Source organism: Streptomyces sp. NPDC047841, assembly GCF_040704085.1.
Lineage (GTDB): Bacteria > Actinomycetota > Actinomycetes > Streptomycetales > Streptomycetaceae > Streptomyces > Streptomyces argyrophylli.
Genome location: NZ_JBEYRP010000002.1, coordinates 9,853 through 36,488, shown reverse-complemented (window position 1 = coordinate 36,488; position 26,636 = coordinate 9,853). Strand labels below are relative to the sequence as shown.

25 protein-coding genes and 1 pseudogene are annotated in these 26,636 nt (G+C 70.6%); 3 read left to right on the top strand and 23 right to left on the bottom strand.

Features of this window, described 5'->3' with window-relative positions; all coding sequences use genetic code 11:
• Nucleotides 1-27: 27 nt before the first annotated feature.
• The 9 genes from AB0947_RS02690 to AB0947_RS02650 all read right to left on the bottom strand — a co-directional run bounded on the left by AB0947_RS02690 (nucleotide 28) and on the right by AB0947_RS02650 (nucleotide 7,225).
• On the bottom strand, nucleotides 28-687 hold the full coding sequence (locus tag AB0947_RS02690; protein ID WP_366748471.1) for a TetR/AcrR family transcriptional regulator: 660 nt from the start codon (nucleotides 685-687) through the stop codon (nucleotides 28-30).
• Nucleotides 688-740: 53 nt separating this feature from the next.
• The gene (locus AB0947_RS02685; protein WP_366748470.1) at nucleotides 741-1,049 is read right to left on the bottom strand and encodes a DUF4229 domain-containing protein; all 309 of its coding nucleotides are present in this window, start codon (nucleotides 1,047-1,049) and stop codon (nucleotides 741-743) included.
• Nucleotides 1,050-1,130: 81 nt separating this feature from the next.
• Nucleotides 1,131-1,655, bottom strand: a complete 525-nt coding sequence (locus AB0947_RS02680) for a GNAT family N-acetyltransferase (protein ID WP_366748469.1) — start codon at nucleotides 1,653-1,655, stop codon at nucleotides 1,131-1,133.
• 34 nt (nucleotides 1,656-1,689) lie between these two features.
• Nucleotides 1,690-2,337 (bottom strand): UdgX family uracil-DNA binding protein, encoded by a 648-nt coding sequence (locus AB0947_RS02675; protein WP_366748468.1) that lies wholly within the window; start codon nucleotides 2,335-2,337, stop codon nucleotides 1,690-1,692.
• An 84-nt stretch (nucleotides 2,338-2,421) separates the two neighbouring features.
• A complete protein-coding gene (mqnE, locus tag AB0947_RS02670; protein WP_366748467.1) occupies nucleotides 2,422-3,585 on the bottom strand; it encodes an aminofutalosine synthase MqnE in 1,164 nt (387 codons plus the stop codon).
• A 37-nt stretch (nucleotides 3,586-3,622) separates the two neighbouring features.
• Nucleotides 3,623-4,078, bottom strand: a complete 456-nt coding sequence (locus AB0947_RS02665; protein WP_366748466.1) for an Lrp/AsnC family transcriptional regulator — start codon at nucleotides 4,076-4,078, stop codon at nucleotides 3,623-3,625.
• 60 nt (nucleotides 4,079-4,138) lie between these two features.
• The gene (locus AB0947_RS02660; protein ID WP_366748465.1) at nucleotides 4,139-4,789 is read right to left on the bottom strand and encodes a UbiX family flavin prenyltransferase; all 651 of its coding nucleotides are present in this window, start codon (nucleotides 4,787-4,789) and stop codon (nucleotides 4,139-4,141) included.
• A 79-nt stretch (nucleotides 4,790-4,868) separates the two neighbouring features.
• The gene (mqnP, locus tag AB0947_RS02655) at nucleotides 4,869-5,771 is read right to left on the bottom strand and encodes a menaquinone biosynthesis prenyltransferase MqnP (RefSeq protein WP_366748464.1); all 903 of its coding nucleotides are present in this window, start codon (nucleotides 5,769-5,771) and stop codon (nucleotides 4,869-4,871) included.
• Nucleotides 5,768-7,225: a menaquinone biosynthesis decarboxylase gene (locus AB0947_RS02650; RefSeq protein ID WP_366748463.1), complete on the bottom strand. Its 1,458-nt coding sequence runs from the start codon at nucleotides 7,223-7,225 to the stop codon at nucleotides 5,768-5,770. Before AB0947_RS02650 ends, mqnP begins: the two co-directional genes overlap by 4 nt.
• An 83-nt stretch (nucleotides 7,226-7,308) precedes the next feature.
• Here AB0947_RS02650 and AB0947_RS02645 point away from each other — a divergent pair, with 83 nt between their 5' ends.
• Both AB0947_RS02645 and AB0947_RS02640 read left to right on the top strand, forming a co-directional pair.
• The gene (locus AB0947_RS02645; RefSeq protein ID WP_366748462.1) at nucleotides 7,309-8,271 is read left to right on the top strand and encodes a 2-oxoglutarate and iron-dependent oxygenase domain-containing protein; all 963 of its coding nucleotides are present in this window, start codon (nucleotides 7,309-7,311) and stop codon (nucleotides 8,269-8,271) included.
• Between the two features lie 153 nt (nucleotides 8,272-8,424).
• Nucleotides 8,425-9,831, top strand: coding sequence for a condensation domain-containing protein (locus tag AB0947_RS02640; RefSeq protein ID WP_366748461.1), 1,407 nt, complete (start codon nucleotides 8,425-8,427; stop codon nucleotides 9,829-9,831).
• A 4-nt stretch (nucleotides 9,832-9,835) separates the two neighbouring features.
• Here AB0947_RS02640 and AB0947_RS02635 read toward each other — a convergent pair whose 3' ends face one another.
• From AB0947_RS02635 to hemL, 8 genes are all read right to left on the bottom strand, one after another.
• Nucleotides 9,836-10,243, bottom strand: coding sequence for an SRPBCC domain-containing protein (locus AB0947_RS02635; RefSeq protein WP_366748460.1), 408 nt, complete (start codon nucleotides 10,241-10,243; stop codon nucleotides 9,836-9,838).
• A 77-nt stretch (nucleotides 10,244-10,320) separates the two neighbouring features.
• Nucleotides 10,321-11,421: a c-type cytochrome biogenesis protein CcsB gene (gene ccsB, locus AB0947_RS02630; protein ID WP_366748459.1), complete on the bottom strand. Its 1,101-nt coding sequence runs from the start codon at nucleotides 11,419-11,421 to the stop codon at nucleotides 10,321-10,323.
• Nucleotides 11,418-13,124, bottom strand: a complete 1,707-nt coding sequence (locus tag AB0947_RS02625; RefSeq protein ID WP_366748458.1) for a cytochrome c biogenesis protein ResB — start codon at nucleotides 13,122-13,124, stop codon at nucleotides 11,418-11,420. The genes ccsB and AB0947_RS02625 overlap by 4 nt, the downstream gene beginning before the upstream one ends.
• A gap of 3 nt (nucleotides 13,125-13,127) precedes the next feature.
• Entirely contained in the window at nucleotides 13,128-13,901 is a 774-nt protein-coding gene (locus AB0947_RS02620; RefSeq protein ID WP_366748457.1) for a cytochrome c biogenesis protein CcdA, read from the bottom strand.
• Between the two features lies 1 nt (nucleotide 13,902).
• Nucleotides 13,903-14,493 carry a TlpA disulfide reductase family protein gene (locus AB0947_RS02615; RefSeq protein ID WP_366748456.1) on the bottom strand — a complete coding sequence of 197 codons (591 nt, stop codon included), beginning with the start codon at nucleotides 14,491-14,493 and terminating at the stop codon, nucleotides 13,903-13,905.
• Between the two features lie 120 nt (nucleotides 14,494-14,613).
• Complete coding sequence (locus AB0947_RS02610; RefSeq protein WP_366748455.1) at nucleotides 14,614-15,918, bottom strand: hypothetical protein; 1,305 nt, start codon at nucleotides 15,916-15,918, stop codon at nucleotides 14,614-14,616.
• A 151-nt stretch (nucleotides 15,919-16,069) separates the two neighbouring features.
• The gene (locus AB0947_RS02605; protein ID WP_366748454.1) at nucleotides 16,070-16,768 is read right to left on the bottom strand and encodes a histidine phosphatase family protein; all 699 of its coding nucleotides are present in this window, start codon (nucleotides 16,766-16,768) and stop codon (nucleotides 16,070-16,072) included.
• Complete coding sequence (gene hemL / locus AB0947_RS02600) at nucleotides 16,765-18,084, bottom strand: glutamate-1-semialdehyde 2,1-aminomutase (protein ID WP_366748453.1); 1,320 nt, start codon at nucleotides 18,082-18,084, stop codon at nucleotides 16,765-16,767. The genes AB0947_RS02605 and hemL overlap by 4 nt, the downstream gene beginning before the upstream one ends.
• A gap of 664 nt (nucleotides 18,085-18,748) precedes the next feature.
• Here hemL and AB0947_RS02595 point away from each other — a divergent pair.
• Entirely contained in the window at nucleotides 18,749-19,186 is a 438-nt protein-coding gene (locus tag AB0947_RS02595; protein WP_003974483.1) for a hypothetical protein, read from the top strand.
• 137 nt (nucleotides 19,187-19,323) lie between these two features.
• Here the strand turns inward: AB0947_RS02595 and AB0947_RS02590 are convergent.
• From AB0947_RS02590 to AB0947_RS02565, 6 genes and pseudogenes are all read right to left on the bottom strand, one after another.
• Nucleotides 19,324-19,822 (bottom strand): annotated as a pseudogene (locus AB0947_RS02590) (flavoprotein); the annotation flags it as partial.
• A 138-nt stretch (nucleotides 19,823-19,960) separates the two neighbouring features.
• A complete protein-coding gene (locus AB0947_RS02585) occupies nucleotides 19,961-21,946 on the bottom strand; it encodes a hypothetical protein (RefSeq protein ID WP_366748452.1) in 1,986 nt (661 codons plus the stop codon).
• Complete coding sequence (locus AB0947_RS02580) at nucleotides 21,943-23,106, bottom strand: 5'-methylthioadenosine/S-adenosylhomocysteine nucleosidase (protein WP_366748451.1); 1,164 nt, start codon at nucleotides 23,104-23,106, stop codon at nucleotides 21,943-21,945. Before AB0947_RS02580 ends, AB0947_RS02585 begins: the two co-directional genes overlap by 4 nt.
• Entirely contained in the window at nucleotides 23,107-23,850 is a 744-nt protein-coding gene (locus tag AB0947_RS02575; protein ID WP_366748450.1) for an NUDIX domain-containing protein, read from the bottom strand.
• Between the two features lie 105 nt (nucleotides 23,851-23,955).
• Nucleotides 23,956-26,100, bottom strand: coding sequence for a SpoIIE family protein phosphatase (locus AB0947_RS02570; protein ID WP_366748449.1), 2,145 nt, complete (start codon nucleotides 26,098-26,100; stop codon nucleotides 23,956-23,958).
• A gap of 205 nt (nucleotides 26,101-26,305) precedes the next feature.
• The coding region (locus AB0947_RS02565; protein WP_366748448.1) for a flavoprotein at nucleotides 26,306-26,636 on the bottom strand (331 nt) is incomplete at its 5' end.

The following is a 26,636-nucleotide window of genomic DNA, read 5'->3' as shown; positions in this document are numbered from 1 at the left end:
GTCGCTCGCGCGGTGCGCCCGGCGCCCCTAGGCCGGCTCGGCCGGCTCGGCCGGCGGTGTCCAGACCTGGCCCCGCATCAGGTTGCCCAGGCCCGCCCAGGCGAAGTTCATCAGGGTGGCCGCCGCCTGGCGGGCCGTCGTCCCCGGGGTGGCGTTGGCCCAGGCGGCGAGAGACTCGGCGGCGCCGACCAGGGCCTCGGCCAGGCCCGCCACCTCGTGTTCGGGCAGGTCGGGATCGCGGTGGGCCTCGCGGGCCGCGACCGCGACCAGCCGGGTCACGAACGCGACGATCTCCGCGCGCATCGCGGCGACCTCGGCCGCGAAGGGCTCGCCGTGCGTACGGGCCTGGAGGTGCAGCACCGACCAGCCGTCGGGGTGCTCGGCGGTGTACGCGAAGAACGCCCGCAGGCCGTCCCAGAGTTGCCGGTCGGCGGGCAGCCCCGGCCGGACGCCCGCGCGCACGGCCTCGGTGAGCGCGGCGGCCTCGCGGCGGATGCACGCGGTGAAGAGGTCTTCCTTCGAGTTCAGGTACAGGTAGACCAACGGCTTGGACACGCCCGCGAGTTCGGCGATCTCGTCCATCGAGGCGGCCATGTACCCGCGCTGCCCGAAGATCCGTACGGCAGCGTCGAGCATCTGCTGCTCCCGCACCGCCCTCGGCATCCGTTTGGTCTTGACGGCACCCATGAGGGCAAGCCTAGGGCCTCTTACGGAAGACCCTGGGGGGACCGGCGGCGTCGTCAGCTGGACGCGGTGGCCCCGTCCTGTGCCCGCGACGCGTCGTCGGCGACGTCCTCCTGGCTGCGGTTGGCGTCCAGGTTGGCCTTCATCCGGTCGACCTTGTGCACGATCTGCACGGAGGCCCGGTCCCGTTCCCTGCGCAGCGCCACCCAGCTGATCGGCGCGGACAGGACCAGGGCGAGCAGCAGGACCCACAGCCCGTTGGACTCGCCGAAGCCGCGCGGGAAGATGCCCGAGTAGACGGCTCCCCAGACGATCAAGAGGCAGCCCGCGAAGATACCGAGGCGCATCAGCGTGTAGCGGAGCATCTCAATCCACTCGTCCGATTCCAAAAGGGGTCATCGTCCAGTGAAGCACGGACGCCGGACGGTCGTGCAGGGGGGTCGGCGTCAGCGGAGCGGCAGCAGCATGACGATGTCGTCGCGGTCGTCGCCGGGCGCCACCCGGATGGCGTCCGGGACGCGGCCGACCTCCTTGTAGCCGCAGGAGCCGTAGAAGCGCTCCAGGCCCAGCCCGCCCCGGCAGGTCAGCCGGACGGCCTCGATGCCCTCCATCCCGCGGGCCGCGTCCGCGGCGGCGGCCAGCAGGTCGCGGCCGTACCCCCGGCCCTGGTGGCGGGGGTGCACCATCACCGTGTACAGCCACAGCCAGTGGGTCATCAGCCGGTGGGTGTTGCGGGTGAGGAAGGCGGTCGCGGCGACCTCGCCGGCCTCGTCGTGGCCGACGAGCAGCCGGGTGCGGCCCTCGGCCATCTGCGCGAAGTGCCGTACCAGCTCCGGGCGTATCTCCTCGCGGTCCGCCGGCGCCACGAAGCCGACGGCGCCGCCCGCGTCGGTGACGTCCGTCCACAGGTCGAGGATGCCGTCGCGCAGGGCGGGGGTGATGGCGGGGTCCAGGGTGAAAGTAAGAGGCACGTCGGCAGTTTACTTATTACTCAAGGGTGCGTGATCACCCGAGGGCGCGTGCGGCCACCTCCAGGTCGGCCACCAGGCCCCGGTACGCCTGCTCGCGGTCGTCCGCGCGCAGCACGGCCGACGGATGCACGGTCGGCACCAGCCGCTCCGGCCGGCCGTGGATCTCCTCCTCCAGCACGGTCCCGCGCACCTGGCTCACCCGGAACGACGGCCCCAGCAGCGCCTTCCCGGCCGTCGCGCCCAGGACCACGATCAGCTCCGGCTCCACCAGCGCCAGCTCCGCCGCCAGCCAGGGACCGCAGGCCGTCATCTCGCGCAGGCTCGGCGCCTTGTGGATACGGCGCTTGCCGGGCTCGGCCCGGGTGAACTTGAAGTGCTTGACCGCGTTGGTGACGTAGGCGTCGCAGGGGTCGATGCCGGCCTCCGCCAGGGCCCGGTCGAGCAGTTTGCCGGCGGGTCCGACGAAGGGCCTGCCCTGCCGGTCCTCCTGATCGCCGGGCTGCTCCCCCACGAGCATCACGCGGGCGCCGGCGTCCCCGGCGCCGAAGACGGTCTGGGTGGCGTCGCGGTGCAGGGGGCAGCCGCGACAGCCCGCGGCGGCTCGGCGCAGAACGTCCAGGCCGGCTCCCCCGGGAACGAAGGGGGCCGCGTCGTACCGGTCTTCGGGTGCCTTCGTGGGCATGCGTCCCGAGTACCCGCCCAGGGGCGCGGGGAACTGTGCGACCAGTCCCCACGCTCCCGCACCCGCACACCTACCCGCCGCGCCTCACACGCGCATAGGCTGCGGCGACTCCCGGCGCGCCGGGTCGGGACCCTCGTACTCGCGGATGATCTCGTACCGCGTGTTCCGCTCCACCGGGCGGAAGCCCGCGTCGCGGATCAGTTCCAGCAGGTCCTCGCGGGTCAGCTTGTTCGGCGTGCCGAAGTTGTCCGCGTCGTGGGTGATCTTGTACTCCACCACCGAGCCGTCCATGTCGTCGGCGCCGTGCTGGAGGGCGAGCTGGGCGGTCTGCACGCCGTGCATGACCCAGAAGACCTTGACGTGCGGGACGTTGTCGAACAGCAGCCGCGACACCGCGAAGGTCTTCAGCGCCTCCGCGCCGGTCGCCATCTGGGTGCGCGCCTGGAGGGTGTTGCGCACCTTGCCGTCCTTCATGTCCACGAAGTCGTGCTGGTAGCGCAGCGGGATGAAGACCTGGAAACCGCCGGTCTCGTCCTGGAGCTCACGCAGGCGCAGGACGTGGTCGACGCGGTGGCGGGGCTCCTCGATGTGGCCGTACAGCATGGTGCACGGGGTCTTCAGGCCCTTCTCGTGCGCCAGGCGGTGGATGCGGGACCAGTCCTCCCAGTGGGTGCGGTGGTCCACGATGTGCTGCCGGACCTCCCAGTCGAAGATCTCGGCCCCACCGCCCGTCAGCGACTCCAGGCCCGCGTCGATCAGCTCGTCCAGGATCTCGGAGGCCGACAGACCGCTGATGGTCTCGAAGTGGTGGATCTCCGTCGCCGTGAAGGCCTTCAGCGAGACGTTCGGCAGCGCCTTCTTCAGCTCGCGCAGCGAACGCGGGTAGTACCGCCACGGCAGGTTCGGGTGCAGGCCGTTGACGATGTGCAGCTCGGTGAGGTTCTCCGACTCCATCGCCTGGGCGAGCTTGACGGCCTCCTCGATGCGCATCGTGTACGCGTCCTTCTCGCCCGGCTTGCGCTGGAACGAGCAGTAGGCGCAGGAGGCCGTGCACACGTTGGTCATGTTGAGGTGCCGGTTGACGTTGAAGTGGACGACGTCACCGTTCTTGCGGGTCCGCACCTCGTGCGCGAGTCCGCCGAGCCAGGCGAGGTCGTCCGACTCGTACAGCGCGATGCCGTCCTCGCGGGTCAGCCGCTCACCGGAACGGACCTTCTCCTCCAGCTCGCGCTTGAGCCCGACGTCCATACCCACACCTTTCCACGACGACTCGACCACGGTATCCCTAGACCTCTTCCGGCAGTTCCCCGACCCGGTTCTCCCACTTGGTGGACAGCACGATCGTGGTACGGGTGCGGGAGACGCCCTTCGTCCCGCTGAGCCGGCGGATGGTCTTCTCCAGGCCGTCCACGTCCGTCGAGCGGACCTTGAGCATGAAGGAGTCGTCACCGGCGATGAACCAGCAGTCCTCGATCTCCGTCAGGTCCCGCAGCCGCTGGGCGACGTCCTCGTGGTCGGCGGCGTCGGAGAGCGAGATGCCGATCAGGGCGGTGACGCCGAGGCCGAGGGAGGCCGCGTCCACCGTGGCGCGGTAGCCGGTGATGACACCGGCCGCCTCCAGCCGGTTGATGCGGTCGGTGACACTGGGGCCCGACAGGCCGACCAGGCGCCCCAGCTCCGCGTACGAGGCCCGGCCGTTCTCCCTCAGGGCCTGGATGAGCTGCCTGTCCACCGCGTCCATGCGATCGAAGCCTTCCGGTGAATGTTCCTGGAGTGATGAGGGGGGGTACTGCTGCTTGCCTTACATGCCGGGTGTGCCGCCGCCCAGCTCGCCCTTCCAGCGCCGGTACAGGCCGTGTGCGACACCGGCCGCGTCCAGCACACGGCCGGCGACGAAGTCCACCAGGTCCTGGATGTGGGTGGCGCCCGCGTAGAAGGCGGGCGAGGCCGGGACGACCGTGGCGCCGGCGTCGTCCAGCGCGACGAGGTGGCGCAGCGTCTGCCCGTTCAGGGGGGTCTCCCGTACGGCGACGACCAGCGTCCGGCGCTCCTTCAGTGTGACGCTCGCCGCGCGCTGGAGCAGATCCTTGGACAGGCCGAGCGCCACACCGGCCACCGAGGCGGTGGAGGCGGGCACGATGAGCATGCCCTTGGCCGGGTAGGACCCCGAGGACGGGCCGGCGGCGAGGTCGCCCGCGGTCCAGTACCGCACCCCGCTGACGTCCACGTCGAAGGTGCCGGGCTTGCCGTCGGCGCCACGGGCCAGCCACTGCCGCAGGTCGTCCTGCCAGTGGGCGTCCCGGAACGCGATGCCGGTCTCGTCCAGCAGCGTCAGCCGCGAGGCCCGGCTGACCACGAGGTCGACCGCTTCCCCGGCCTCCAGCAGCGCCCGCAGCACGGCAGCCGCGTACGGCGTCCCGGAAGCTCCGGACACCCCCACGATCCAAGGCACACGCTGCGTTTCTCCTGCGTTCACACCTTGAGCGTACCGGCGCGCCCGACCGCCCTCAGGCCGGGTGGTGCCGGGGCGCTCACACGGTCAGACCGCGTACGAGGAGATCGAGCAGCGCGCACACGAACAGGGCGATGCCGATGAAGCCGTTGACGGAGAAGAACGCCCTGTTGAGGCGGGACAGGTCGTGGGGCCGGACGATGGAGTGCTCGTAGAGGAACGCGCCGGCGACGATCAGCAGGCCCAGCCAGAAGAACGCCCCGGCGTCGGTGGCCAGGCCGTACCAGACGAACAGGGCCGTCGTGACGGCGTGGCAGACCCGCGCGCCCCGGATCGCGCCCGGGATGCCGAAGCGGGCCGGGACCGACAGGACGCCGATCTCGCGGTCGGTCTCGACGTCCTGGCAGGCGTAGATGAGGTCGAAGCCGCCGATCCAGATGCCGACGGCGAGGCCGAGGATCACCGCCGTCCAGGACCACTCGCCGCTGATCGCCAGCCAGCCGCCGATGGGGCCCATGGACTGGGCGAGACCCAGGATGGCCTGCGGGAAGTTCGTGAACCGCTTCCCGTAGGGGTAGACCACCATCGGGACCACCGCCACCGGCGCGAGCGCCAGGCAGAGGGGGTTGAGCAGGGCAGCCGCGCCCAGGAAGACCACCAGGGCGATCAGGGCGCCCGTCCAGGCGTGCCGGACCGACATCGCGCCGGTGACCAGTTCGCGGTGGGCCGTGCGCGGGTTCCGGGCGTCGATCTCGCGGTCGATGATCCGGTTGACGGCCATCGCGAAGGTGCGCAGGCCGACCATGCAGACCGTGACCAGGAGCAGACGGCCCCAGTGGATGTTCCGGTCCCACTCGTACATCGCCGTGAGGGAGGCGATGTAGGCGAAGGGGAGCGCGAAGACCGAGTGCTCGATCATCACCAGGCGCAGGAACGCCTTGGTGCGGCCGGGCTGGGGGATGGCGGCAGAGGCCGAGGTCACAGTCCGTACTCCTTCCAGCGGCGGTCCACCACGGCCGCCGTATCCGGGTCCGAGAGGACCATGTCGGGCCAGCCGCCGTCGCGGGTGTAGCCCTCCTCGGGCCACTTCCGCGTCGCGTCGATGCCGGCTTTGCCGCCCCAGAACTGCTGGTAGGAGGCGTGGTCCAGATGGTCGACGGGGCCCTCCACGACCGTGAGGTCACGGGCGTAGTCGGTGTTGCCGAGGGCCCGCCAGGCGACCTCGTGCAGGTCGTGCACGTCGCAGTCGGCGTCCACGACCACGATCAGCTTGGTCAGGGACATCATGTGCGCCCCCCAGATCGCGTGCATCACCTTCTGCGCGTGCTTCGGGTACTTCTTGTCGATGGAGACGATCGCGCAGTTGTGGAAGCCGCCGGCCTCGGGCAGGTGGTAGTCCACGATGTCCGGGACGATGATCTTCAGCAGGGGCAGGAAGAAGCGTTCCGTGGCGCGGCCGAGCGGGCCGTCCTCCGTCGGGGGGCGGCCGACGACGATCGACTGGAGCAGGGGGCGCCTGCGCATCGTCACGCAGTCGATCCTCAGGGCCGGGAAGGGTTCCTGCGGGGTGTAGAAGCCGGTGTGGTCGCCGAAGGGGCCCTCGGGCAGCATCTCGCCGGGCTCCAGCCAGCCCTCCAGGACCACCTCGGCGTTGGCCGGGACCTGGAGCGGGACCGTCTTGCAGTCGACCATCTCGATCCGCTTGCCCGCGAGGAACCCGGCGAAGAGGTATTCGTCGATGTCGCCGGGGAGCGGGGCGGTGGAGGCGTACGTCACGGCGGGCGGGCAGCCGAAGGCGATGGCCACCGGGAGCCGCTCGCCCCGGCGCGCGGCCACCTGGTAGTGGTTCCGGCTGTCCTTGTGGATCTGCCAGTGCATGCCGATGGTGCGCTTGTCGTGGCGCTGGAGGCGGTACAGGCCCAGGTTCCGGATGCCGGTCTCGGGGTCCTTGGTGTGGGTCAGGCCCAGGTTGAAGAAGGAGCCGCCGTCCTTCGGCCAGGTGAACAGCGCCGGGAGCCGTTCGAGGTCGACGTCGTCGCCCTGGAGGACGACCTCCTGCACCGGCGCGTTGTCGGGCTTGACCTTCTTCGGCGGGACGTGGGCCATCGCCCCCAGCTTGCCGAAGGCCTCGCGGACGCCGACGAAGCCGTGCGGCAGCTCGGGCCGCAGCAGGCCGCCGATCTTCTCGGAGATCTCGCCGTACGACTTCAGGCCCAGCGCCTTCAGCAGGCGGCGGTCGGTGCCGTACACGTTCATCGCGAGGGGCATGTCCGAGCCGCGCACGTTCTCGAAGAGCAGCGCCGGACCACCGGACTTCTGCACCCGGTCGACGATCTCCCCGACTTCCAGGTACGGGTCGACCTCGGCCTTGATGCGCTTGAGGTCGCCCTCGCGCTCCAGCGCCCGGAGCAGGGAGCGAAGATCGTCGTAAGCCATGTGCCCAAGTATCGCCGACGTACCGCTTTGTCCTCGCGGCCACCCCCGCGAGCAGGGTCCGCGCGGCGCCGGGGAGTGGAAACATGGCCGGTGTGATTCCCACCATCGATCTGCGGATCTGGACCGAGGGGGACGCGATGCGGCGGGCCGTGCTCGCCCGCACCGTCGACCAGGCCCTCCAGTCCGCCGGCTTCCTGCTGGTCACCGGGCACGGCGTGGACCCCGCGCTGCGGGCCGGGATCCGGTCGGCCGCCCGGGAGTTCTTCCTGCTGCCCGCCGGGGTCAAGCAGCGCTACGCGGCGAGGGTCGGCGGGCGCGGCTGGCTCGGGCCGGGCACCGAGGCCAACGGGTACGCGGAGGGCACCGAGACCCCGCCCGATCTGAAGGAGTCGCTGACCTTCGCGACCGCCGAGCCGTTCGCGGACCCCGTCGTCGACGCCGAGTGGTCCGCGCCCAACGTGTGGCCGGCGGAGGTGCCCGCGCTGCGCGGGCTGTGCGAGGAGTACCTCGGCCGGATGGTGGCGCTGGAGAAGGAGCTGCTGGCCCTGCTGGCGTGCGCGCTCGGGCTCGGCGCCGACTTCTTCACCCGGCACATGGACCACCCGACGTACGGCTTCAACATCAACTGGTACCCGGGCACGGAGGTCGTCGGCACGCCCGGCCCGGGGCAGTTCCGGATCGGGCCGCACACCGACTTCGGGACCGTCACCGTCCTCGACCGGCAGGCCGGCAAGGGCGGGCTCCAGGTGTACACCGACACGGACGGCTGGCAGGACGCGCCCTACGACCCGGCCGCGTTCACGGTCAACATCGGCGATCTGCTGGCCCGTTGGACCGGGGACCGGTGGCGGTCCGGGCGGCACCGGGTGCTGCCGCCGCCCGTGGACGCGCCCGCCGAGGAGCTGATCTCGCTCGTCTACTTCGGCGAGTGCACCCCGGGCACGCTGGTGGAGTCCCTCCCGCCGCCGGTGGGCCGGGTGGCGTACCCGCCCGTCGACTCGCACGTGTACCTCCGCGGGAAACTGGACTCGATCACCGTCGAGTGAACCCCTGACCGGTCACCGACGGTTATTCACTTCCGCGTTCGGCCCACCACCCGTTCCGTTGAAATGAACCGGCCGGGCATGTCCCGCCCGCGTCCCACGGCATTGGCTTCCAGGGGGCCCGCATCCAGGGGCCCCTTCTGCGATGGGAGACGCGTGCGAATCACTGACATCCAGCGCTGCGAGGTCCGGCCGGGACGGCTCGTCGAGTGGACGTTGAGCCCTGCGACCGTCGCGGCGGCGACGGCGCTCCCGGACGACTCCCGGCCGCCCGCCTACATCCAGGAGTCGCACATCAGGACCGCCAAGTGCGTACGGGAGGACGGGCTGTTCGTGCCGACCTGGCTCGGCACCGCCTTCGACCTGCCGGGACCGGTCGACCTCGACGTGCTGGAGCGGGCGCTGCGCGCCTGGACCGTACGGCACGAGACGCTGCGCAGCGGCTTCCGCTGGGCCGGTGACGAACTGCGCCGGTTCACGCTCGACGCGGCCGACGTCTCCCTGCGCCGGACGGAGGTGGGCGACTTCCCCGACGCCGGCGACCTCGTCCGCCACCTCCAGGACCGCTTCGACACGGTCGCGGACGCGCTGCGCTGGCCCAACCTGATCTACACGGCCGTCGTCCGGGACGACGGCGCGAGCGTCTACCTGGCCTTCGACCACAGCAACGTCGACGCCTACTCCCTGCACCGGCTCGTCGCCGAGATCCACGAGCTGTACGCGGCGGGCCTGGCCGGCGTGCGGCCGGACTCCGCCGTGCCCGCCGCGAGTTACGTCGACTTCTGCGAGATCGAGCGCGCGGACGCGGACGGCATCGACGGCCGGCACGCGTTCGTGGACCGCTGGCGGGAGTTCATCCGGCGCTGCGACGGCACGCTGCCGGGCTTCCCGGTGGACCTGGGCCTGACCCCGGGCGGCCCGCTGCCCACGCAGCGGATGCTGTGCGAGCCGCTGGCGGACGCGGACGCGGCGGCGGCGTTCGAGGCGTACTGCCGGCCGTACGGCGGCAGCCTGGTCGGGCTGCTGGCCGCGACCGGGCTGATCGTGCACGAACTCGGCGGGCAGCCGGTGTACCGGACGGTGGTGCCCTTCCACACCCGGGTGAAGTCGCGGTGGACGGACTCGGTGGGCTGGTACGTGGGCGGCGCCCCGATCGAGGTGCCCGTGGGCCGCACCCGCGGCTTCCCGGAGGCCCTGCGGGCGGTCCGCGCCGAACTCCAGGCGAACCGGTCGCTGGCCCGGATGCCGCTGGCCCGGGTGCTGCGCCTGCTCGGCGCGGACTTCCGGCCGTCCTCCCCGGACCTGTACTCGATCGTGTCGTACGTCGACGCCCGCGCCATCCCGGGCGCCGAGCGGTGGGCGGAGCTGAAGGCGTACGGGCTGATGCGGGTGTCGTACGGCGACCAGGTGTGCGTGTGGGTGAACCGGCTGCCCGACGGGCTGTGGCTGGCGAGCCGGTACCCGGACACGGACGTCGCGGCGAAGAACATGCGGCTCTACGTCGAGCGGCTGCGGGACCGGATCGCCTCGGTGGCCCACGACAGCCTGTCCGCGGTCTCCTAGGCGCTCAGCCCCGCCCCGGCTCCAACGCCTCGATCAACCTCTGGAAGCGGCCCCGCCAGCGCTGTTCCGACTCCTCCTCGCCCTGGAACTCATGGGTGAAGCGGAGCACGCTGCCGCCCTCCCCGTCCCGCTCCAGGTGGAACCGGAGCCGGCCGCCGGCCCCGACCGTGTACTCCGCGACCCGGTCCACGTCCCACGCGGTGACCTGCCCGTCGCCCAGGTCGCGCAGGGCGACCGCGCCGCCGAGCCGGGGTTCGAGCACGTCGGCCGCGGTGAACCAGGACGCCAGTCCCTCCGGCGTGGCCAGCGCGGCCCAGACCTCCTCCATCCGCCGGGGGAGCCGCACCACGAAGTGCAGGATGTGCGTGTTCCCGTGCGTCTGGCTGGTGCCCTGTGCGATGGAACCGCTCATGACACCAGCCTGCCCCCGGGCCCGGGGATGCGCACGTGGTCACGGCCGCCGTGGCCGGTCGCGCCGTTGCCTAGCGGTCACACGCCCGCGTAGGAGTGCTTGCCGCTGACGAAGATGTTGACGCCGTAGTAGTTGAACAGCCAGCAGCCGAAGGCGATCAGCGCCAGGTAGGCGGCCTTGCGGCCCTTCCAGCCGGCCGTGGCCCGGGCGTGCAGGTAACAGGCGTAGGCGATCCAGGTGATGAAGGACCAGGTCTCCTTCGGGTCCCAGTTCCAGTACCGGCCCCAGGCGTCGCCCGCCCAGATCGCGCCCGCGATGATCGTGAACGTCCACAGCGGGAAGACGGCCGCGTTGACCCGGTAGGCGAACTTGTCCAGGGACGCGGAGGCGGGCAGCCGCTCCAGCACCGAGGAGGCGAACTTCCCGGGCTTGCCGCCGAGCTGGAGCTTGTTCTCGTACGAGTCCTTGAACAGGTACAGGATCGTGGCGACCGCGCCGACGTAGAACACGGCACCGCAGAAGATGGCGGTGGAGACGTGGATGTACAGCCAGTACGAGTGCAGGGCGGGCACCAGCTGGTCGCTGGCCGTGTACAGCACGGTGACCGCGAGGCCCAGGTCCAGCAGGACCGTCGTGACGAGGAACAGGCCGAGCCAGCGCACGTTCTTCTTCAGGGCCAGCAGCGTCAGGTACACGCCGACGGCGACCGTGGAGAAGGTGATGTTGAACTCGTACATGTTGCCCCACGGCGCCCGCTCCACGGAGGCCGCGCGGGCGACGACGCCGCCCAGCTCCACCAGGAACGCGAGCACGGTGAGGGAGATGGCGATCCGGCCGTAGAGGTCGCCCTGCTCGTCGCCGCCGTGCGCGCCGGGACCGTCCGGCACGTCCCGCGCGCCGGACGCCGAGCGGACGACGACCTTCGGACGCTCCAGCACGGCGGTGCCGCCGGCCCGTTTCACGGTGACGGCGGGCCCGCCCGCCGTCCGCTCGCTGTCGGCGGTGAGCGCGGCGGCCGTACGGGCGACCTTGCTGCGGCTGCCGAACAGCCACTCGGCGATGTAGGCGAAGAAGGCCAGGGTGTAGACCGCCATCGACGAGTAGATCAGCGTGTTGCTGATGCTCGCGAGGTGTTCGTTGGTCGCGGCGGCGAGATCGGTTGCGGCGGCGAGAGTCACTTCTCAGCCCCTTCGGCAGGTACGGCTTGGGGGTCGGGGGTTGCTGTGGAGTCGTCGGGGCCGGGTGCCCCCGGCGCCTGGTCGTAGAGGATTCCGGCGAGGTCGCCCAGCTCCTCGGGCACCTTCGCGGACTCGCTGCGGCCGAGCCCGGCCATCTCGACCACCGTGACGCCGTCGGCACCGCGCACCGCGCGCACCCAGACCCGGCGGCGCTGGATGAACAGGGACGCGGCCAGACCGAAGATCGCGGCGAGGGCACCGGCGAGCGCCCAGCCGCCGCCCGGCTCCTGGACGATCTCGAAGCCGGCCCACTCCTTGACGTCCTTCTCGAAGGTGATCGAGCCGGCGCCGTTGGGCAGCTTCATGGTCTCACCGGGCTTGAGGTTGTCCCTCAGCTGCGCGCCCTTGGCGTCCTTGTAGTCCTTCATGTGGGACTTGTCGAGCTGGTACACGCTCTGCGGCAGGCCCGAGTCGACGCCCAGGTCGCCGTGGTACGGCTCCAGGTTCAGCACCGGGTTCAGCAGCGCGGGGAAGGCCGAGGCGATCTCCATGCCGGCCCCGCCGTAGGTCGGCAGGAAGAAGGCCTTGATGCCGAGCTGCTCCTTCTTGCCGTCGGCGTCGCGGTAGCCGTCCATGACCTTGACGACACCCTGGGAGGTGACGTTGCCGTCGAGCGGCAGCAGCGGCACGGCGTCGCGGTAGACCACCTTGCCCTTGCCGTCCCGGACGGTGATCACGGGCGCGTAGCCGTGGCTGACCAGGTAGACCTTGGAGTCGTCGATCTTCAGCGGCTCGTTGACCTTGATGGTGGTCGTGGTCTGCTTGCCGTAGGCGCCCTTGTTGTAGGCGATCTTCGCCTGGAAGGTGCGCGCGGTGCCCCGGTTCGGGCCGGTCAGCTCGTAGGTCCCCTTGAAGTCCTTCAGGGTGAAGCTGAACGGGACCAGGTCGTCGGGCTGGAAGAGGCTGCCGGACTTGAAGTCGTCGTACATCGGCAGCGCGTTGGAGAAGCCGTCGCCCTCCACCATCAGCTTGGTGCCGTCGGACTTGTACAGCTGGCCCGAGGCGAAGGCGACCAGCAGCACGATCAGGGCGATGTGGAAGATCAGGTTGCCCAGCTCGCGCAGGTAGCCCTTCTCGGCGGCCACGGCGTCACCGACGACGTGGGCGCGGAAGCGGCGCTTCCGCAGCAGCGCGAGCGCGGCCTCGCGGACCCGCTCCGGGTCCTCGGTGGTGCGCCAGGTGGTGTGGGCGGGCAGCCGGTTCAGCCGCCTGGGCGCGCCCGGCGGGCGGCCGCGCAGCTGGCCGGCGAACTGCCAGGTGCGCGGGACGATGCAGCCGATGAGGGAGACGAACAGCAGGATGTAGATCGCGGAGAACCACACCGAGCTGTAGACGTGGAACAGGCCGAGCTTGTCGTAGACCGGCGCCAGCGTCCTGTGGGCGGCGCGGAAGTCGTCGACCTTGTTCGCGTCGGCGCCGGTCTGCGGGATCAGCGAGCCGGGGATCGCGCCGAGCGAGAGCAGCAGGAGCAGCAGCAGCGCGACCCGCATGGAGGTCAGCTGCCGCCAGAACCAGCGCGCCCAGCCGAGGACACCGAGGCCGGGCAGGATCGTCTGCTCCTCCTGCGGCGCGGTGGACAGCTGGGAGCCGGCCGCTCCCAGCTCCTCCCGGTCCCGGCTGGTGTCGGTGTCGGTCTTGCTCATCGGTCAGATCCCCACATTGAAGCCGCCGGACCAGGTCTGCATCTGCTGCACCAGGCTGTTCCAGGCACCGGTCAGCAGCAGCACACCGGTCACGATCATCATCGAGCCGCCGATGCGCGTCACCCACACATAGTGGCGCTTGACCCAGGCGAAGGCGCCGAGGGCCTTGCGGAAGCCGATCGCGGTGAGCACGAACGGCACGCCGAGGCCGAGGCAGTAGACGACCATCAGCAGCGAGCCGCGCGCCGCGCTCGACTCCTGGAAGGAGAGGAAGTTCACCGAGGAGAGCGTCGGGCCCATGCAGGGCGTCCAGCCGACGCCGAAGAGGGCGCCGAGCAGGGGCGCCCCGAGCAGGCCGCCCGTCGGCCGCTTGTGGAAGCGGAACTCGCGCATGGTGAACCAGGGCAGGAGCCCCATGAAGAAGACGCCCATGGCGATCATGAGCACGCCGAGCACCTTGGACAGGGTGCCCTGGTAGTCGATCAGGCTGGCGCCGAAGTAGCCGAAGAGCGCACCGCCGGAGACGAACACGGCGCTGAAGCCGAGGACGAACAGGGAGGCGCCGGCCACCATCCGCCCCCGTCTGGCCTCGGCCAGGTCGGTGCCCGCGACGCCGGTCACGTAGGAGAGGTAGCCGGGGACCAGCGGCAGCACACAGGGCGAGAAGAAGGAGACGAGCCCGGCGAGCAGCGCGACCGGCAGGGCGACCAGCAGGGCGCCGTGCAGGACCGTCTCGTTCCGGCCCGTCTCCGCGGCCAGCGTCAGCAGCGCGCTCACGTCACTTCTCCGCGAGGACCGGCTTGAGCATCTTCAGCAGGCCCGTGTCGTCGAGCGCCTCCAGGGCCCGCGCGGCGACCTTGCCGTGCCGGTCGATGACGAGCGTGGAGGGGATGATCTGCGGGTTGAGGGTGCCCTTCTTGAAGCGGAGCATCAGCTTGCCCGTGGGGTCGTACAGGCTCGGGTACTCGACGCCGTGCTCCTTCTCGAAGTTCACGGCCGGGGTGGTGCTGGTGTCCCGGGTGTTGACGCCGACGAACTGGACGCCCTTGTCCTGGTACTCCTTGGAGACCTTGGCGAAGTACTTCGCCTCCTCGCGGCACGGCCCGCACCACGAGCCCCAGACGTTGACGACGACGACCTTGCCCTTGTAGTCGGCGACGTTCAGAGTCTTGCCGTCGATGGTCCTGCCCGACAGGTCCGGGGCCGTGGCGCGCTTGCCGGCGGGGACGGTGTCGATGCCGTTGTTGCCGGTGACGAAGTGGGTGTCGCCCCCGCCTCCGGAGGTGCCGCCCTTACCGCACGCGGACAGGGACAGGGCCGCGACGGCGGCCACGGCGCTGAGCAGGACGGCGCGGCTACGGGTACTCATGTGAAAAGTTTCGCATGCCTGTTCCGGGGATCTCGCGCGCCCCCCTGCCGGGCGGAAAACCGCATTTCAGGGCGTATTTACACGGGACGTTCCCGACATACCGCCCGGCCGGTGGCGACGTCAGGCGGCGTCGGAGGAGGCGGACCCGCCGGCCCGCAGGAACTCCTTCCAGCCGCCCGCCGGCCGCTGCCCGACCCCGAGCGTGCGCAGCCTGGCCAGCACCTCGGGCTTCTGCACGTCCATCCAGTCCACGAACTGCCGGAAGGAGACCAGCCGCACGTCGGCGCCCTTCTCCTTCTCGCGCGCGATGTGCTTGAAGGCCTCCTCGACGGAGTCCATGTAGATGCCGCCGTTCCACTGCTCGAAGTGGTTGCCGACGAAGAACGGTGCCCGGTTCGTCTCGTACGCCCGCTGGAATCCCTGGATGTACGCCTGCGCCGACTGCTTGCGCCAGCCGGGGTAGTTGTAGGCGGGCGCCTTGGTGGAGTTCAGGGACTGGTTGGCGAGCATGTTGTAGTCCATGGACAGCACCTCGAAGGGACGTCCGGGGAAGGGTATCTGCTGCAACGGCAGGTCCCAGATCCCCAGCTTCTTCTCCGGCCACACCTGACGGCCGCCCGGCGAGGAGGCGTCGTAGCGCCAGCCCAGCTTCCGGGCGGTGGGCAGCAGGTTGTTCTGGCCGAGCAGGCAGGGCGTACGGCCGCCGACCAGCTCCTTGTCGTAGTCGAACGGCAGCGCGGGCAGGTCGGTCCAGCCGGTGTTGGTCCGCCACTCCTTCACGAACGCCTTGGCCTGCCGGATCTCGCTCTCCCACTGCTGCGGGGTCCAGTTGCCGACCGTGCCCGTACCGGCGCAGAAGTGCCCGTTGAAGTGGGTGCCGATCTCGTGCCCCTCCAGCCAGGCCCGCCGCACGTTCGTCAGCGTGGCCTTGATGTGCTCGTCGGTGAGGTAGCCGATGTCGGAGGCGCCGCGCGGGTTGTTCGGCGGCTCGTACAGCCGCTTCTTCGACTCGGGCAGCAGGTACAGCCCCGAGAGGAAGAAGGTCATGGACGCGCCGTGCTCCTTGGCCAGGTCCAGGAAGCGCGGGAAGAGCCCGTTGCCGACCTCGCCGGCGCCGTCCCAGGAGAAGATCACGAACTGGGGCGGGGTCTGTCCCGGCTCCAGCGGCTCGGGCTTGGCCGGCTGGTGCGGCTGCCTGCCGGTGAAGGAGGTGGAGCCGTCACCGATGGGCCGCGCCGGATGCGCGGTGCTCCCCTTCCCGTCACCGTCGCCCCGCCCGGGCTGGCCCTGGCCGGAACCGTTCCGGTGACCGCCGCCGTCCGAGGACGTGAGGCTCCCGCAGCCGGCGAGCGAGGCGGCGGCCGCCGCGCCCGCGCCGAGGCCGAGCATTCCCCGCCGGGAGAAGGTCCGGGAGAAGGTGGGCATGGAAATCCCCGATTCGTCGCTGCCTGCTGGTCACCCAGTCAGAGGGCAGGACGATCGGGGAGGTTCCGCAGATTCTTGTGTTTTTCGTAACGGAAACCGCAAAAGTGCGCTAAGCGATACCAAACGGACCGTCAGTGACGAGTGAACCCGGTCAGGCGCCGAACGCCTTCCCCTGGGCGGTGCCCTTCCCCTTCTGGGGCTTGGCGCCGGCGCGCAGGTGCACGGGGACCAGGTCGATGGCGGGCTCGCTGTAGCCCACGGACACGATCTTGTCACCCAGATATGTGAAAGTCGTCAGGGAGGCGAGCGTGCACTGCCGCTTGCGCGGGTCGTGCCACAGCCGGCGCCGCTCCACGTACGAGCGCACGATCCAGATCGGCAGCTGATGGCTGACCAGCACCGCCTCGTGCCCGCGGGCCCGGTCCTTGGCCGTGTTCAGCGCGCCCATCATCCGCACCACCTGGTCCACGTACGGCTCGCCCCAGGACGGCCGGAACGGGTTGACGAGGTGCTTCCAGTTGTCCGGATTGCGCAGTGCGCCGTCGCCGACGCCGAACGTCTTGCCCTGGAAGGCGTTCTCGGCCTCGATCAGCCGCTCGTCGGTGTCGAGATCCAGCCCGTGCGCCTTGGCGATCGGCGTGGCGGTCTCCTGCGCCCGCTCCAGCGGGGAGGCGCAGACGTAGGTGACGTCCCGCGGGGCGAGGTGCTCGGCGACCCGCTCGGCCATCTGCCGGCCCAGCTCGGACAGGTGGTAGCCGGGCAGCCGCCCGTACAGGACCCCGTCCGGGTTCGCGACCTCGCCGTGCCGCATGAGGTGGACGACGGTGACGTCCTTGCTGCTGTCGCTCATTCTGCCGTGGCCTCCGCAGCCGCCCGGGCCGCCGCCGGAAGGGCGTCGGCGATCTTCTGAAGGGCCCGCTCGTCGTGGGCCGTGGACACGAACCAGGACTCGAAGGACGACGGCGGCAGGTAGACGCCGTTCGCCAGCATCGAGTGGAAGAACGCGGTGAAACGGTACGACTGCTGCCGCTTGGCGTCCTCGTAGTCGCGCACCTGCCGGTCCGTGAAGAACACGGAGAACATGTTGGAGGCGCTCTGCACCCGGTGCGCGACGCCCTCCTTCGACAGCGCCTCGCTGACGAGCGTCCGGATCTGCTCGGCGACGGCGTCGACCTTGTCGTAGGCGGCGTCGTCGAGCAGCCGCAGCTGGGCGAGACCGGCGGCGGTGGCGACGGGGTTACCGGAGAGGGTGCCGGCCTGGTACACCGGCCCGGCGGGGGCGAGGTGGGCCATCACATCGGCGCGCCCGCCGAACGCGGCGGCCGGGAAGCCACCGCCCATGACCTTGCCGAAGGTCATCAGGTCGGGCGCGACGCCCTCGACGCCGTACCACCCGGCGCGGCTGGTGCGGAAGCCGGTCATCACCTCGTCGGAGATGAACAGGGCGCCGTTGCGCCGGCAGGAGTCCTTGAGGGCCTGGTTGAAGCCGGGGTCAGGCGGCACGACGCCCATGTTGCCCGGCGACGCCTCGGTGATCACGCAGGCGATCTCCCCGGGGTGCCGGTGGAAGGCCTCCTGCACGGCCTCCAGGTCGTTGTACGGCAGCACGATCGTGTCGCCGGCCTGGGCGCCGGTGACACCGGGCGTGTCCGGCAGCGCGAAGGTGGCGACCCCGCTGCCGGCCGCGGCGAGCAGCGAGTCGACGTGCCCGTGGTAGCACCCGGCGAACTTGATCACCTTGGACCGCCGGGTGAACCCGCGGGCGAGCCGGATGGCGGACATGGTCGCCTCGGTGCCGCTGCTGACCAGCCGCACCTGCTCCACGGGCGCCACCCGGGCGACGATCTCCTCGGCGAGCGCGACCTCGCCCTCGCCGGGCGTGCCGAAGGACGTACCGCGGGCCACGGCCTCCTGGACGGCGGCGATGACCTCGGGGTGCGCGTGCCCGAGGATCATGGGCCCCCAGGAGCACACCAGGTCGACGTACTCGCGTCCGTCGGCGTCGGTGAGGTAGGCCCCCTTGCCCGACACCATGAACCGGGGCGTACCGCCGACGGCGCGGAAGGCGCGCACCGGGGAGTTGACGCCGCCCGGGGTGACGACGGAGGCACGGTCGAAGAGCGCCTGTGACACGGGCGCGTCGTAGGGATAGGGCGTTTCGCTCATGGCACTCATGACGTGCGGCTACTCCGGCTTCTCGGACTCCGGTTGCGGGGTGACCTCCTCAGGGTAGGCCGAACCCCGCGCGGAGCCCCGGCCGGACCGCGGTGGAGGTGCCGATCACGGGCGGTGGCGGTCGCGAGACGGAGGCGGTGGCGGGCGCGAGACGGAGGCGGCAACGGTCGTTCTCGGACGCGGCGGGTCCCAAGATCACAGCGAGGCCATCCCTCATCTGCGAGACTGACACCTGATACACAGAGCCCATACGCACGTACTCATCAGGGGCCGGATGATCAGGGCCGGGAATCCCCCCGCGTGGACTGTTGTTCCACCGCACGTTTCGGCGGGCGGCCGTGGGGGAGGTCACTGACACGATGATCGGGTTGCGCGGCGGGGGCCACGCGTCCTAGAAAAGCAGTCGGGTGGAGATATGCATCGCGGTGGCGGACTGGGCGAGGGGACTGATGACCTGGGTCCTCGACGTGCCCGGCGGGGAAGGCACCGGCGCGACGCGGAGGAAACGACCGAGACACGTCAGACCGACGCACGGCAGACACAGGGTGTACCGGGCGAGCCCGAGCGGTACGACCGGCAGATCGACCGGGATCTCGACCGCCGGCTCGACCAGCGGGCCGACCGCCTCCGGGCGGGGAGCAGGAATGGTGGTCGGGTGGGGGTGACGTACAAATACTTCGGCGCGCCGGACGGCGCGACCGCGGCCCGCGTCCCCATCTCGATGCGTCCCGAAGAACTCGGCGGCGACGAGCTGGGCATGAACGGCATGTTCACCAAGATCAAGCCGGAGACGATGGCCGCGATGGTGCTGACCGGCATCGAGGGCGTCCCCCTGCACAAGGTGCCACCCCTGGAACTGGTCGTCCTGCACCCCGACTACGCGGTCGTCAAACTCCCCATGACGGTCGTCGACCCCCTCCGCGGCATCGGCGAGGAAGCGGTCGGCGCGGCGGCCTTCATCTGGTCGACGGTCCCCGACCGGGGCGGCCCGCGGGACGCGTTCAACGTGTACCAGTTGCTGCACGAGTGGCAGGACTTCTCGCACCGGCTGCACGAGGCGGGGCACCAGCCTTATTGCCTTGTGTGGCCCTGAGCAGGGGTTATTGGGTGACGGCGGGGTTTTCCGGACCCCGCCCTCGAGCGTGAGGCCCGGGTCCGAGTGGCCGAGGTACTCGGAGAGCGCCTTGTTGCTCGCCCCCGCGTCCAGGAGCACGGACGTAGGCCCGTCGGGCGATCCGCCGCGCCGCCGGCCCTCGGCCGGTGCGGTTCGCAGGAACCGATCAGGACACCCATCCCCCATATCGGGTCCAGGCTCTGCCGGTAGGCGGGGTGGGCGGCCTGGGCGGAGTTCAGGCAGGGCAGGACCACGGTCGGGACGCCCATGCCGTACGCCTCGCACAGAATGCCCAGGGGCGAGGGTGTCGGAGATGCCGGCGGCCCACTTGTTGATCGTGTTGAAGGTGGCCGGGGCGACGGCGATCGCGTCCGGGGGCGGCAGCGGGCGCGGGTCTCCCGGTGAGCGCCAGGCGGAGCGGATCGGGTAGCCGGTCCGGGCCTCGACCGCCTCCGCGTCGATGAAGCCGAGGCCCTGCGGTGTGGCGACGACGCCGACGTCCCAATGCGCCTCCTGATCGGAGGTGATCAGCTTGCCGACGTCACGGGCCACGCCTGCCGCGCACACGACGACGTACAGGAAGGGCTTCTTGTCCGGGGCGGTCGGCTCGGTCACGCGGGCACTCCCAGTCGGCGGCTGCAGTAGCGCGGTTCCGGCAGGCTACGTCGGCTGTCGCCCGGTTACAGGAGTGGGCGGGCAGGGCTCCGGCCCCTGCCCGCCCCGAAGAGGCAGCCCTCCCAAGGCCCCGGCGACTCAGCCGACAGCGCGCAAGGTCGGCAGGTTCTTGGGATGGTTTCGTTCGATCCAGCCCTTTCCGTCCGCCGCGATTCCTTCCAGGAGGCGGAAGGTGTGGATGAAACCGGCCGCGCTGAGGTTGATTTCGGAGATCTCCTGGGCGTTCTCGTCCGGCGCGAGTTGATGGGTGTCGGCGTCCGCGACACGAATGTTCCTGGACGGCCCGTTGGTGAGGATGAGCTCCAGGTCGTAGCCGACCTCGCTGCGCTCTGTGACCTGTACGGAGGACAACGCGTCGAACCGGTAGTTGCTTCGCTGCCTGGTCCCGCGTTTCGCGTCGGTGAAATCGAAGTCCGCGCTGATCTCACGAACGCCGTCCTGTGTGACCAGGAAGAGACGGAAGTTGTAGCGCGAGTACCGCCAGGGGCCGCCCTTCACCCGCCCCCGCCTGTAGGGGCGTGCGGGTGTCACCAGGATGGTGTGGGTGATCAGGTCGCTCCAGGTGAGCTGGTAGTGGCGGAGTGCTTCGTCGACGAACAGCGTCTTGTCGCAGGTGAGCCAGGTCTCCATTTCCAGCTCGCTGGGCCGCGTGGCGTCCAGGAACGACTTCCAGTTCTGGTACGCCGCTTGCCGCGCGGCCAGCCGCTCCTGGTACTCCTGGGTCTCCTCGGCCACTCGGCGCTCCTCGCCCCGGGCCTCCAGCCACGAGGACGCAGCCGCGCGTCCGGACCAGACCACGCCGACCACGGCCAGGACGGCCAGCACCATGTGCGACGCACCGGCACCTGAGGCCACCGTGCCGAGCAGGGCCAGAGTCGTGAAGCCGAGGATGACGAGGGCCACCACACACAGCGCCTTCGCCGACGCCGACGTCTGGTTCTGGTGGCGGCGGTCGAACAGAGTGCCTGTGCTGTACCGGTCCCGGGCGTCCTCGGCGAGATGGCGGATCAGCCAGTTGACCCGGTCCACGCTGATTCGGCTCTCGCGGTAGAGCACCGCGATCTCGGCGACGAGGCTGTCGCGGATGTGGCTGGTAAGACCGAGCCATTCGTGCGGGGCCAGTCCATGAGGCACACGCACACTGAAGTAGTGGTCGAACGAATGGCGGACACGGTTGGTGAACCCGTCCCCGGGCGAGGCGGGATCGCGCGGGTGCGGCACCTGGAACATACGGTTCCTGGCCCTCAGTTGGTGCTCCTGGTACCACCATCGGCTGCCGAAGTGCGTCGCGGTCGCGCCCGCGCCGAGCGCCACCAGTAACTCGACGGCTGCCGCGGCCGGATCCGCGATCAGGGACACGACACAGAGGAACGCGGTCACGACGACGAACAGACCGACTCGGACCGGGATGGCCGCCTGGGCGGCGGCAGCGGTGCTCGGGCGGGGCGGCAGGGCCCGTGGCCCGATGGGGTCGGGTTCGAAATAGGCCCAGACCCGTTGGATCCGGCCGTTGCCGAAGCGAGCCGCCTCGGCCCGTTCGCGGTTCTCGGCCCACAGGCTGTCCTTCAGCCCCCCGGTGAGCACGAGGTCGAAGTGGTGGAGGATCTCGTCCCGCCGGTGAGGTGACAGGGCTCGCAACCGCTCCCCTACCCGTCCTGCTTCGCCGTCCGCCGTGCTGAGCGTCGCCAGCAGTTCGAAAGCGACGCGCAGAGCGTCCTTCCACTCTCCCTCGGCGTAGGCTCCTACGAGCCCGGAGGCTTGGTGCAGCCACCGGATTTCTTCGGTGCCGAGGTCGTGGTAGGCGCGTCCACTGAGCATGGCGAGCACCCCGTGGAAACGGACTTCCGCGTTGTCGTATCCGTGGGCGATCGCGTCACTGATCATGTCGCGAGCACGGCTGGGAATGCCGTCCTGAAGGAACCGCACACCGACCTTGTACTTCTCCTGAGGCGACGCATCAGGATGGACGAAGTAGACGTTGGAGTTGTGCACGGTCTCGGCCTGGATTCCGACGGTGGAGTCGTATGCGGCCGAATTCTGCGTGACATGGCTGCCGTCGATCATGACAAGTCACCCGCCGCGACGACCAGCGGCGCCAGCGTGGACACGAGTTCGGGAAACTCGGCGACCAGACCGCGTAACCTCTTGAGCGCCATGGTCGCCCTCTTGGACGGCTCGGGGGCCTTCTCCGTTGCCGCCCGGCGGGCGAAGCCCAGCTCGGCCAGTGCCTCCCGGTAGGTGTCGTCGTCGAGAGCGCCCCCGGCGTGGTGACGCTTCAGGTGCTCACGGAAAGCGTCCAGTTCCGCGACCAGGTCCGCCGGACCGGCCACCTTCGGGTCCGCGTTCACGTAGACGCTACTGCCCTTGACGGAGCCGGCCATGATGCCGACGGTGCTGTTGTGGGCGGTGTTGCTGACGCGCTCTTCGAGTCTGTCGGCTGTGGGGGGCCTGTCTGCCTGGGACACTGCGGTCTGCTCCTGTTCCCTCACGAGTTCCACGGCCAGCCGTGTGGCGAACGCCGCCGCGTTCGCCGCGGCCCGTGGTTGCCGGTCACGGTCCTTCGCACTGTTCTTCGTACCGTCCGCCCGGTCGCTGATTCCCCGGATGATGGCGACCGGTGCCCCGTTGAGATGACCGGCCTGCGCCACGCCGGCCGCCTCCATCTCGATCGCGAGCGCGTCGTTGTAGTGCTGCCGGATCCACCGTGCCTCGGCGGAAATCTTCGAGTTCTGTACGACCTCCCCGGCGGCGATCGCGCCGAAGCGCACCTGCGGGGCGCGCCCTTGACCGGGCGTGTCGTCGGCCCAGTCGTTCACGCGAGCCAGATGCGAGCCGAGCTGACTGATGCCGTGCGCCGTCTCCCACACCCGGGGACGGGACTTGAGCCCGTCGTCCTCGCTGGTCCCGCCGTGGTAGGCGTACACGTGTGTCGCCATCACCACGTCGCCCAGCCTGGCGGTGTCCCACAGCGCACCGGCGACGCCGACGAACAACACGGCCACCGGCGAGAACTCCTGTATCGCGCGCTCCGCGATCACCGCGGCGGAGTGATTCCCCTTGTTCGTCAGGCCGAGCGCGACACGACACGAAGTGCCCCGCACGGTTCCCACCTCGAACAGCGTCCCGCGCTCATGACGGTGTACCTGTACGTCGGTCAGTTTCCGGTGCACGGCCTGGTATTCAAGATTGAGGGCGGTGAGGATCACCACCAGGTCTTTCGACATCTATTCCCCTTCCTCTCTCGTGCCCTCTTCCGTTGTAGACGGCACAGGTCTGATCAGCGGCGGGAACAACACCTTCTTGGGACCGGCCCGGTACAGCCGGGCGGGCCGTCCTCCCGTGCTCCTGCGTCCGGAGTCGGCGGGAATGATGAATCCCTCCACGGCCTGGACTTTCCGGTAGAAATTACGGGTATCGAGTTCGGTGCCCCACACCGCCTCGTACACCTGCTGCAACTCAGCTATGGTGAAGAGTTCTCCGCAGAACGCCGTGGCGAGCGCCGAGGATTCGAGCTTGGTACGCGCGCGTTCGATTCCGTCCGTCACGATCGAGCGGTGATCGAAGGCCAGTTCCACTTCACCGGACAGGACGGCTTCCGCGGGAACCCACGCGGCATCCGTGGCATCCGTTCCCGCGACCGGTTCGGGGAGCCCCGGCGCGATCGCCAAGTGGGCCACGGAAACGACTCGTCCCCTTGGATCACGGCCTACGTCCCCGTAGATGGCCAGTTGTTCGAGATGCACCCATCCGGCAGTCAGAGCGGTCTCCTCACTCAACTCACGGTGGGCGGCGTCCAGGATCTCCTCGCCGGCGTGATTGAGGAATCCGCCGGGCAGAGCCGGCATGCCCTGGAAAGGATCTTCGCCCCGCTCCACGAGCAGGACACACAGCTGCCCCTCGCGCAGCGTCAGGATCACGAGATCGACCGTCAGGAGCACAGGCGGGGGTGACCACGCGTCAGCTTGCATGCCGCCTACGGTACTTGGGTTTCTGTCAGTTTAACAAGAAGGGGGATGCGGAGGCCGCTCGTGCGGTAAGGCGGAGGCGCTCGGAGCGGTCACGTCGTCGAGGAATCAGCGCGCACCCGGTGCGCACCTCCCCTGCGGGCCGATCAGGAGAAGGGCGACGTCGTCGCTGCGGGGCATGGTGTGGCGGGCGTGGGTGATGAGGGTGTCGGCCAGGGCGTCCATGGACTGGTTCCGCTCGTGGGCGAGCCGGCCGGCGAGGGCCGTGATCGCGTCCTCGATGTCGGTGCCGGGGGTCTCGACGAGCCCGTCGGTGTACAGGGCGAGCACGGCACCGGGAAGCAGCGGGACGTTCACCGTCGGGTAGTCGGCGGCGGGATCGATGCCGAGCAGCAGCCCGGGAGGCAGCCGGAGGATCTCGGTACGGCCGTCCGGATGGCGCAGGATCGGCGGTGGATGCCCGGCGGTGGCCAGGCAGGCGCTGTGGCGGACGAGGTCGAGGTCGGCGTAGAGGCAGCTGGTGAACAGGCCGGCGTCGAGATCGGTGAGCAGGCGGTTGGTGCGGGCGAGGACCTCGCCGGGGGGTGCGCCGGCGGAGGCGTGGACGGCGGTGCGGACCTGCCCCATGAGGGTGGCGGCCTGGACGTTGTGCCCCTGGACGTCTCCGATGGCCGCGGCGACGGTTGTCTCGCCTAGGCGGATGAGGTCGTAGAAGTCGCCGCCGACGTCCATGCCGTAGCCGGCGGGGAGGTAGCGGGCGGCCACGTCCAGGCCGGGGACGCGGGGCAGGGTGCGGGGCAGCAGACCGGCCTGGAGGTCGTGGGAGAGCTGCTGCGTGGCGTCGTAGAGGCGCGCGCGGTCCAGCGCCTGCGCGATCAGCCCGGCGGTCGAGGTGAGGACGGAGCGCTCCTCGGTGGGGAAGGCGCGCGGCCGGTCGTAGGCGAGGACGAGTGAGCCGACGGGGCGTCCGGAGGTGATCAGCGGCAGGAACGCCCAGGCGGCCATGTCGTCCTGGAGGACGGCGGGAGGATAGGCCGTCCTGAGGTCGCCGAAGGTGCCGAAGAAGCTCGGGATCCCTGTCGTCAGGACGTGCACCGCAGGGGTGTCGGACGACAGGGGAACCGCGTCGAAGCGGTCCATCAGCGCGGCGGAGTAGCCGCGGAAGCCGATGATCCGCAGTCTGCCCTCCTCCGCGGCCATCAGGGCGAGGGCCTGGGCGCCGAAGGCGGGCAGGATCTGGTCGGCGACGCGGTCGACGACGTCCTGGACGCCGACCGCTTCGGTGAGCGTGGCGGCCAGGTGCATCAGGTGGTAGAGCGCCGTGGCCCGGCCGGGTTCCGCCGCGGGCGCCGGGTGCAGCAGATGCGGAGGAGGTACGGCGTCGGCCGAGGACGCGGGGACGACGCGCACGCTGATGCCGGACGCGTCCGGGTACAGGTGGAACGACAGCCACTGGTCAGGGGGCCGCCGGGCGGTGAAGGACGTCGCCCGGCGGCTCAGCACGGCGGCCCGGTAGCGGTCTTCGGCGACCGGATTGTCCAGCCAGGCGAGCGCCTCCCAGGGCCGGGCGCCCAGCAGGTCGGGAATGCCGGCGCCGAGCAGCTCCGCCGCCGCGGTGGTGAGGAAGGTGATCCGGCCGTCCGGATCGAGCGCGCAGCAGCCGCTGGGGAGGCGCTCGGCGAAATCGGCCGCGGCCTGGGCCTCGGCCGGTCCGGCGGCACGCTTGCGCGACGGGGACAGGATCCGCGGCTCGGGCCCGGCGAGGACACGTCCGCTGTCGGCGGCCCGCCGCAGGATCGGGCCCAGGCGGCGGCAGGCGTCGGTGATCAGCGCCCGCTCCTGTGCGCTCAGGGTGGCGGGGTGCGCGCTGGACCAGTGCAGCACCAGGCCGCCCCACGTCCGTGCGCCGCTGCTGACCGGCGCGGCGACCATGGTGAACGGGTGGGGCAGGACGAGCGCCAGCTGCGGGTAGCGGCGCGCCAGCTCCTCCTGGCTGCCGATCCACACCAGGGCTCCTTGTCGTACGGCGTCGCTCACCGGGCTCGCGGCCTGCAGCGGGACGCGGGCCCAGGGCGAGGCGATCCGCCGGGAGATCCCGCCCAGCACCGCGAGCTGGAGCACCTGCTCGTCCGGGGAGAGGACGTAGAGCCCGCCGGCGTAGGCACCGGTCTCGCGTGTGCAGCGGTCCAGGACGCAGTCCACAGCCTCCGGTCCGGAGCCGGGGGAGCGGGCGTCGGTGGCCGTGCCGGACACGCTTCACGCTCCTGTGCGGGGGCACCGGCGGCGGCGAGAGGGCGGCTCCGGCGGCGCGGCACCGCGCCGGCCGGACCAGACGGCACTCATATACGGACCATACGTCCAGCGGGCGGTGGCGGCAGCGCGCTGTCCCCACGGGCCGGCCGGCCGGGGCGGCCGGCACGGGGGCCGTCGCCACCCCGCCGTGCCGACGGCGCCGGCGTCACCTGGCCGTGCTGACGACGGGGGCCAGCAGTTCCAGGGCCTCCTCCCAGCGGAAGCGGTCCGCCGCGCCGTCGGACTTCGGCGGGTGGTGTCCGGAGGAGCCGATCAGGACGCCCATCGAGCGCAGGCGATCCAGGCTCTGCCGGTAGGCGGGGTGGGCGGCCTGGGCGGAGTTCAGGTAGGGCAGTGCCACGGTCGGGACGCCCATGCCGTACGCCTCGCACAGAATGCCGAGGGCGAGGGTGTCGGAGATGCCGGCGGCCCACTTGTTGATCGTGTTGAAGGTGGCCGGGGCGACGGCGATCGCGTCCGGGGGCGGCAGCGGGCGC

What these genes read in the sequence shown, in the direction of transcription:
- AB0947_RS02585 (WP_366748452.1), bottom strand. Translation starts at nt 21,946, where the DNA reads ATGATCGACGGCAGCCATGTCACGCAGAATTCGGCCGCATACGACTCC.
- AB0947_RS02690 (WP_366748471.1), bottom strand. Translation starts at nt 687, where the DNA reads ATGGGTGCCGTCAAGACCAAACGGATGCCGAGGGCGGTGCGGGAGCAG.
- AB0947_RS02615 (WP_366748456.1), bottom strand. Translation starts at nt 14,493, where the DNA reads ATGAGTACCCGTAGCCGCGCCGTCCTGCTCAGCGCCGTGGCCGCCGTC.
- hemL (WP_366748453.1), bottom strand. Translation starts at nt 18,084, where the DNA reads ATGAGCGAAACGCCCTATCCCTACGACGCGCCCGTGTCACAGGCGCTC.
- AB0947_RS02645 (WP_366748462.1), top strand. Translation starts at nt 7,309, where the DNA reads ATGGCCGGTGTGATTCCCACCATCGATCTGCGGATCTGGACCGAGGGG.
- mqnE (WP_366748467.1), bottom strand. Translation starts at nt 3,585, where the DNA reads ATGGACGTCGGGCTCAAGCGCGAGCTGGAGGAGAAGGTCCGTTCCGGT.
- AB0947_RS02575 (WP_366748450.1), bottom strand. Translation starts at nt 23,850, where the DNA reads ATGCAAGCTGACGCGTGGTCACCCCCGCCTGTGCTCCTGACGGTCGAT.
- AB0947_RS02635 (WP_366748460.1), bottom strand. Translation starts at nt 10,243, where the DNA reads ATGAGCGGTTCCATCGCACAGGGCACCAGCCAGACGCACGGGAACACG.
- AB0947_RS02625 (WP_366748458.1), bottom strand. Translation starts at nt 13,124, where the DNA reads ATGAGCAAGACCGACACCGACACCAGCCGGGACCGGGAGGAGCTGGGA.
- AB0947_RS02675 (WP_366748468.1), bottom strand. Translation starts at nt 2,337, where the DNA reads ATGCCCACGAAGGCACCCGAAGACCGGTACGACGCGGCCCCCTTCGTT.
- AB0947_RS02665 (WP_366748466.1), bottom strand. Translation starts at nt 4,078, where the DNA reads ATGGACGCGGTGGACAGGCAGCTCATCCAGGCCCTGAGGGAGAACGGC.
- AB0947_RS02580 (WP_366748451.1), bottom strand. Translation starts at nt 23,106, where the DNA reads ATGTCGAAAGACCTGGTGGTGATCCTCACCGCCCTCAATCTTGAATAC.
- AB0947_RS02605 (WP_366748454.1), bottom strand. Translation starts at nt 16,768, where the DNA reads ATGAGCGACAGCAGCAAGGACGTCACCGTCGTCCACCTCATGCGGCAC.
- AB0947_RS02650 (WP_366748463.1), bottom strand. Translation starts at nt 7,225, where the DNA reads ATGGCTTACGACGATCTTCGCTCCCTGCTCCGGGCGCTGGAGCGCGAG.
- AB0947_RS02685 (WP_366748470.1), bottom strand. Translation starts at nt 1,049, where the DNA reads ATGCTCCGCTACACGCTGATGCGCCTCGGTATCTTCGCGGGCTGCCTC.
- AB0947_RS02610 (WP_366748455.1), bottom strand. Translation starts at nt 15,918, where the DNA reads ATGCCCACCTTCTCCCGGACCTTCTCCCGGCGGGGAATGCTCGGCCTC.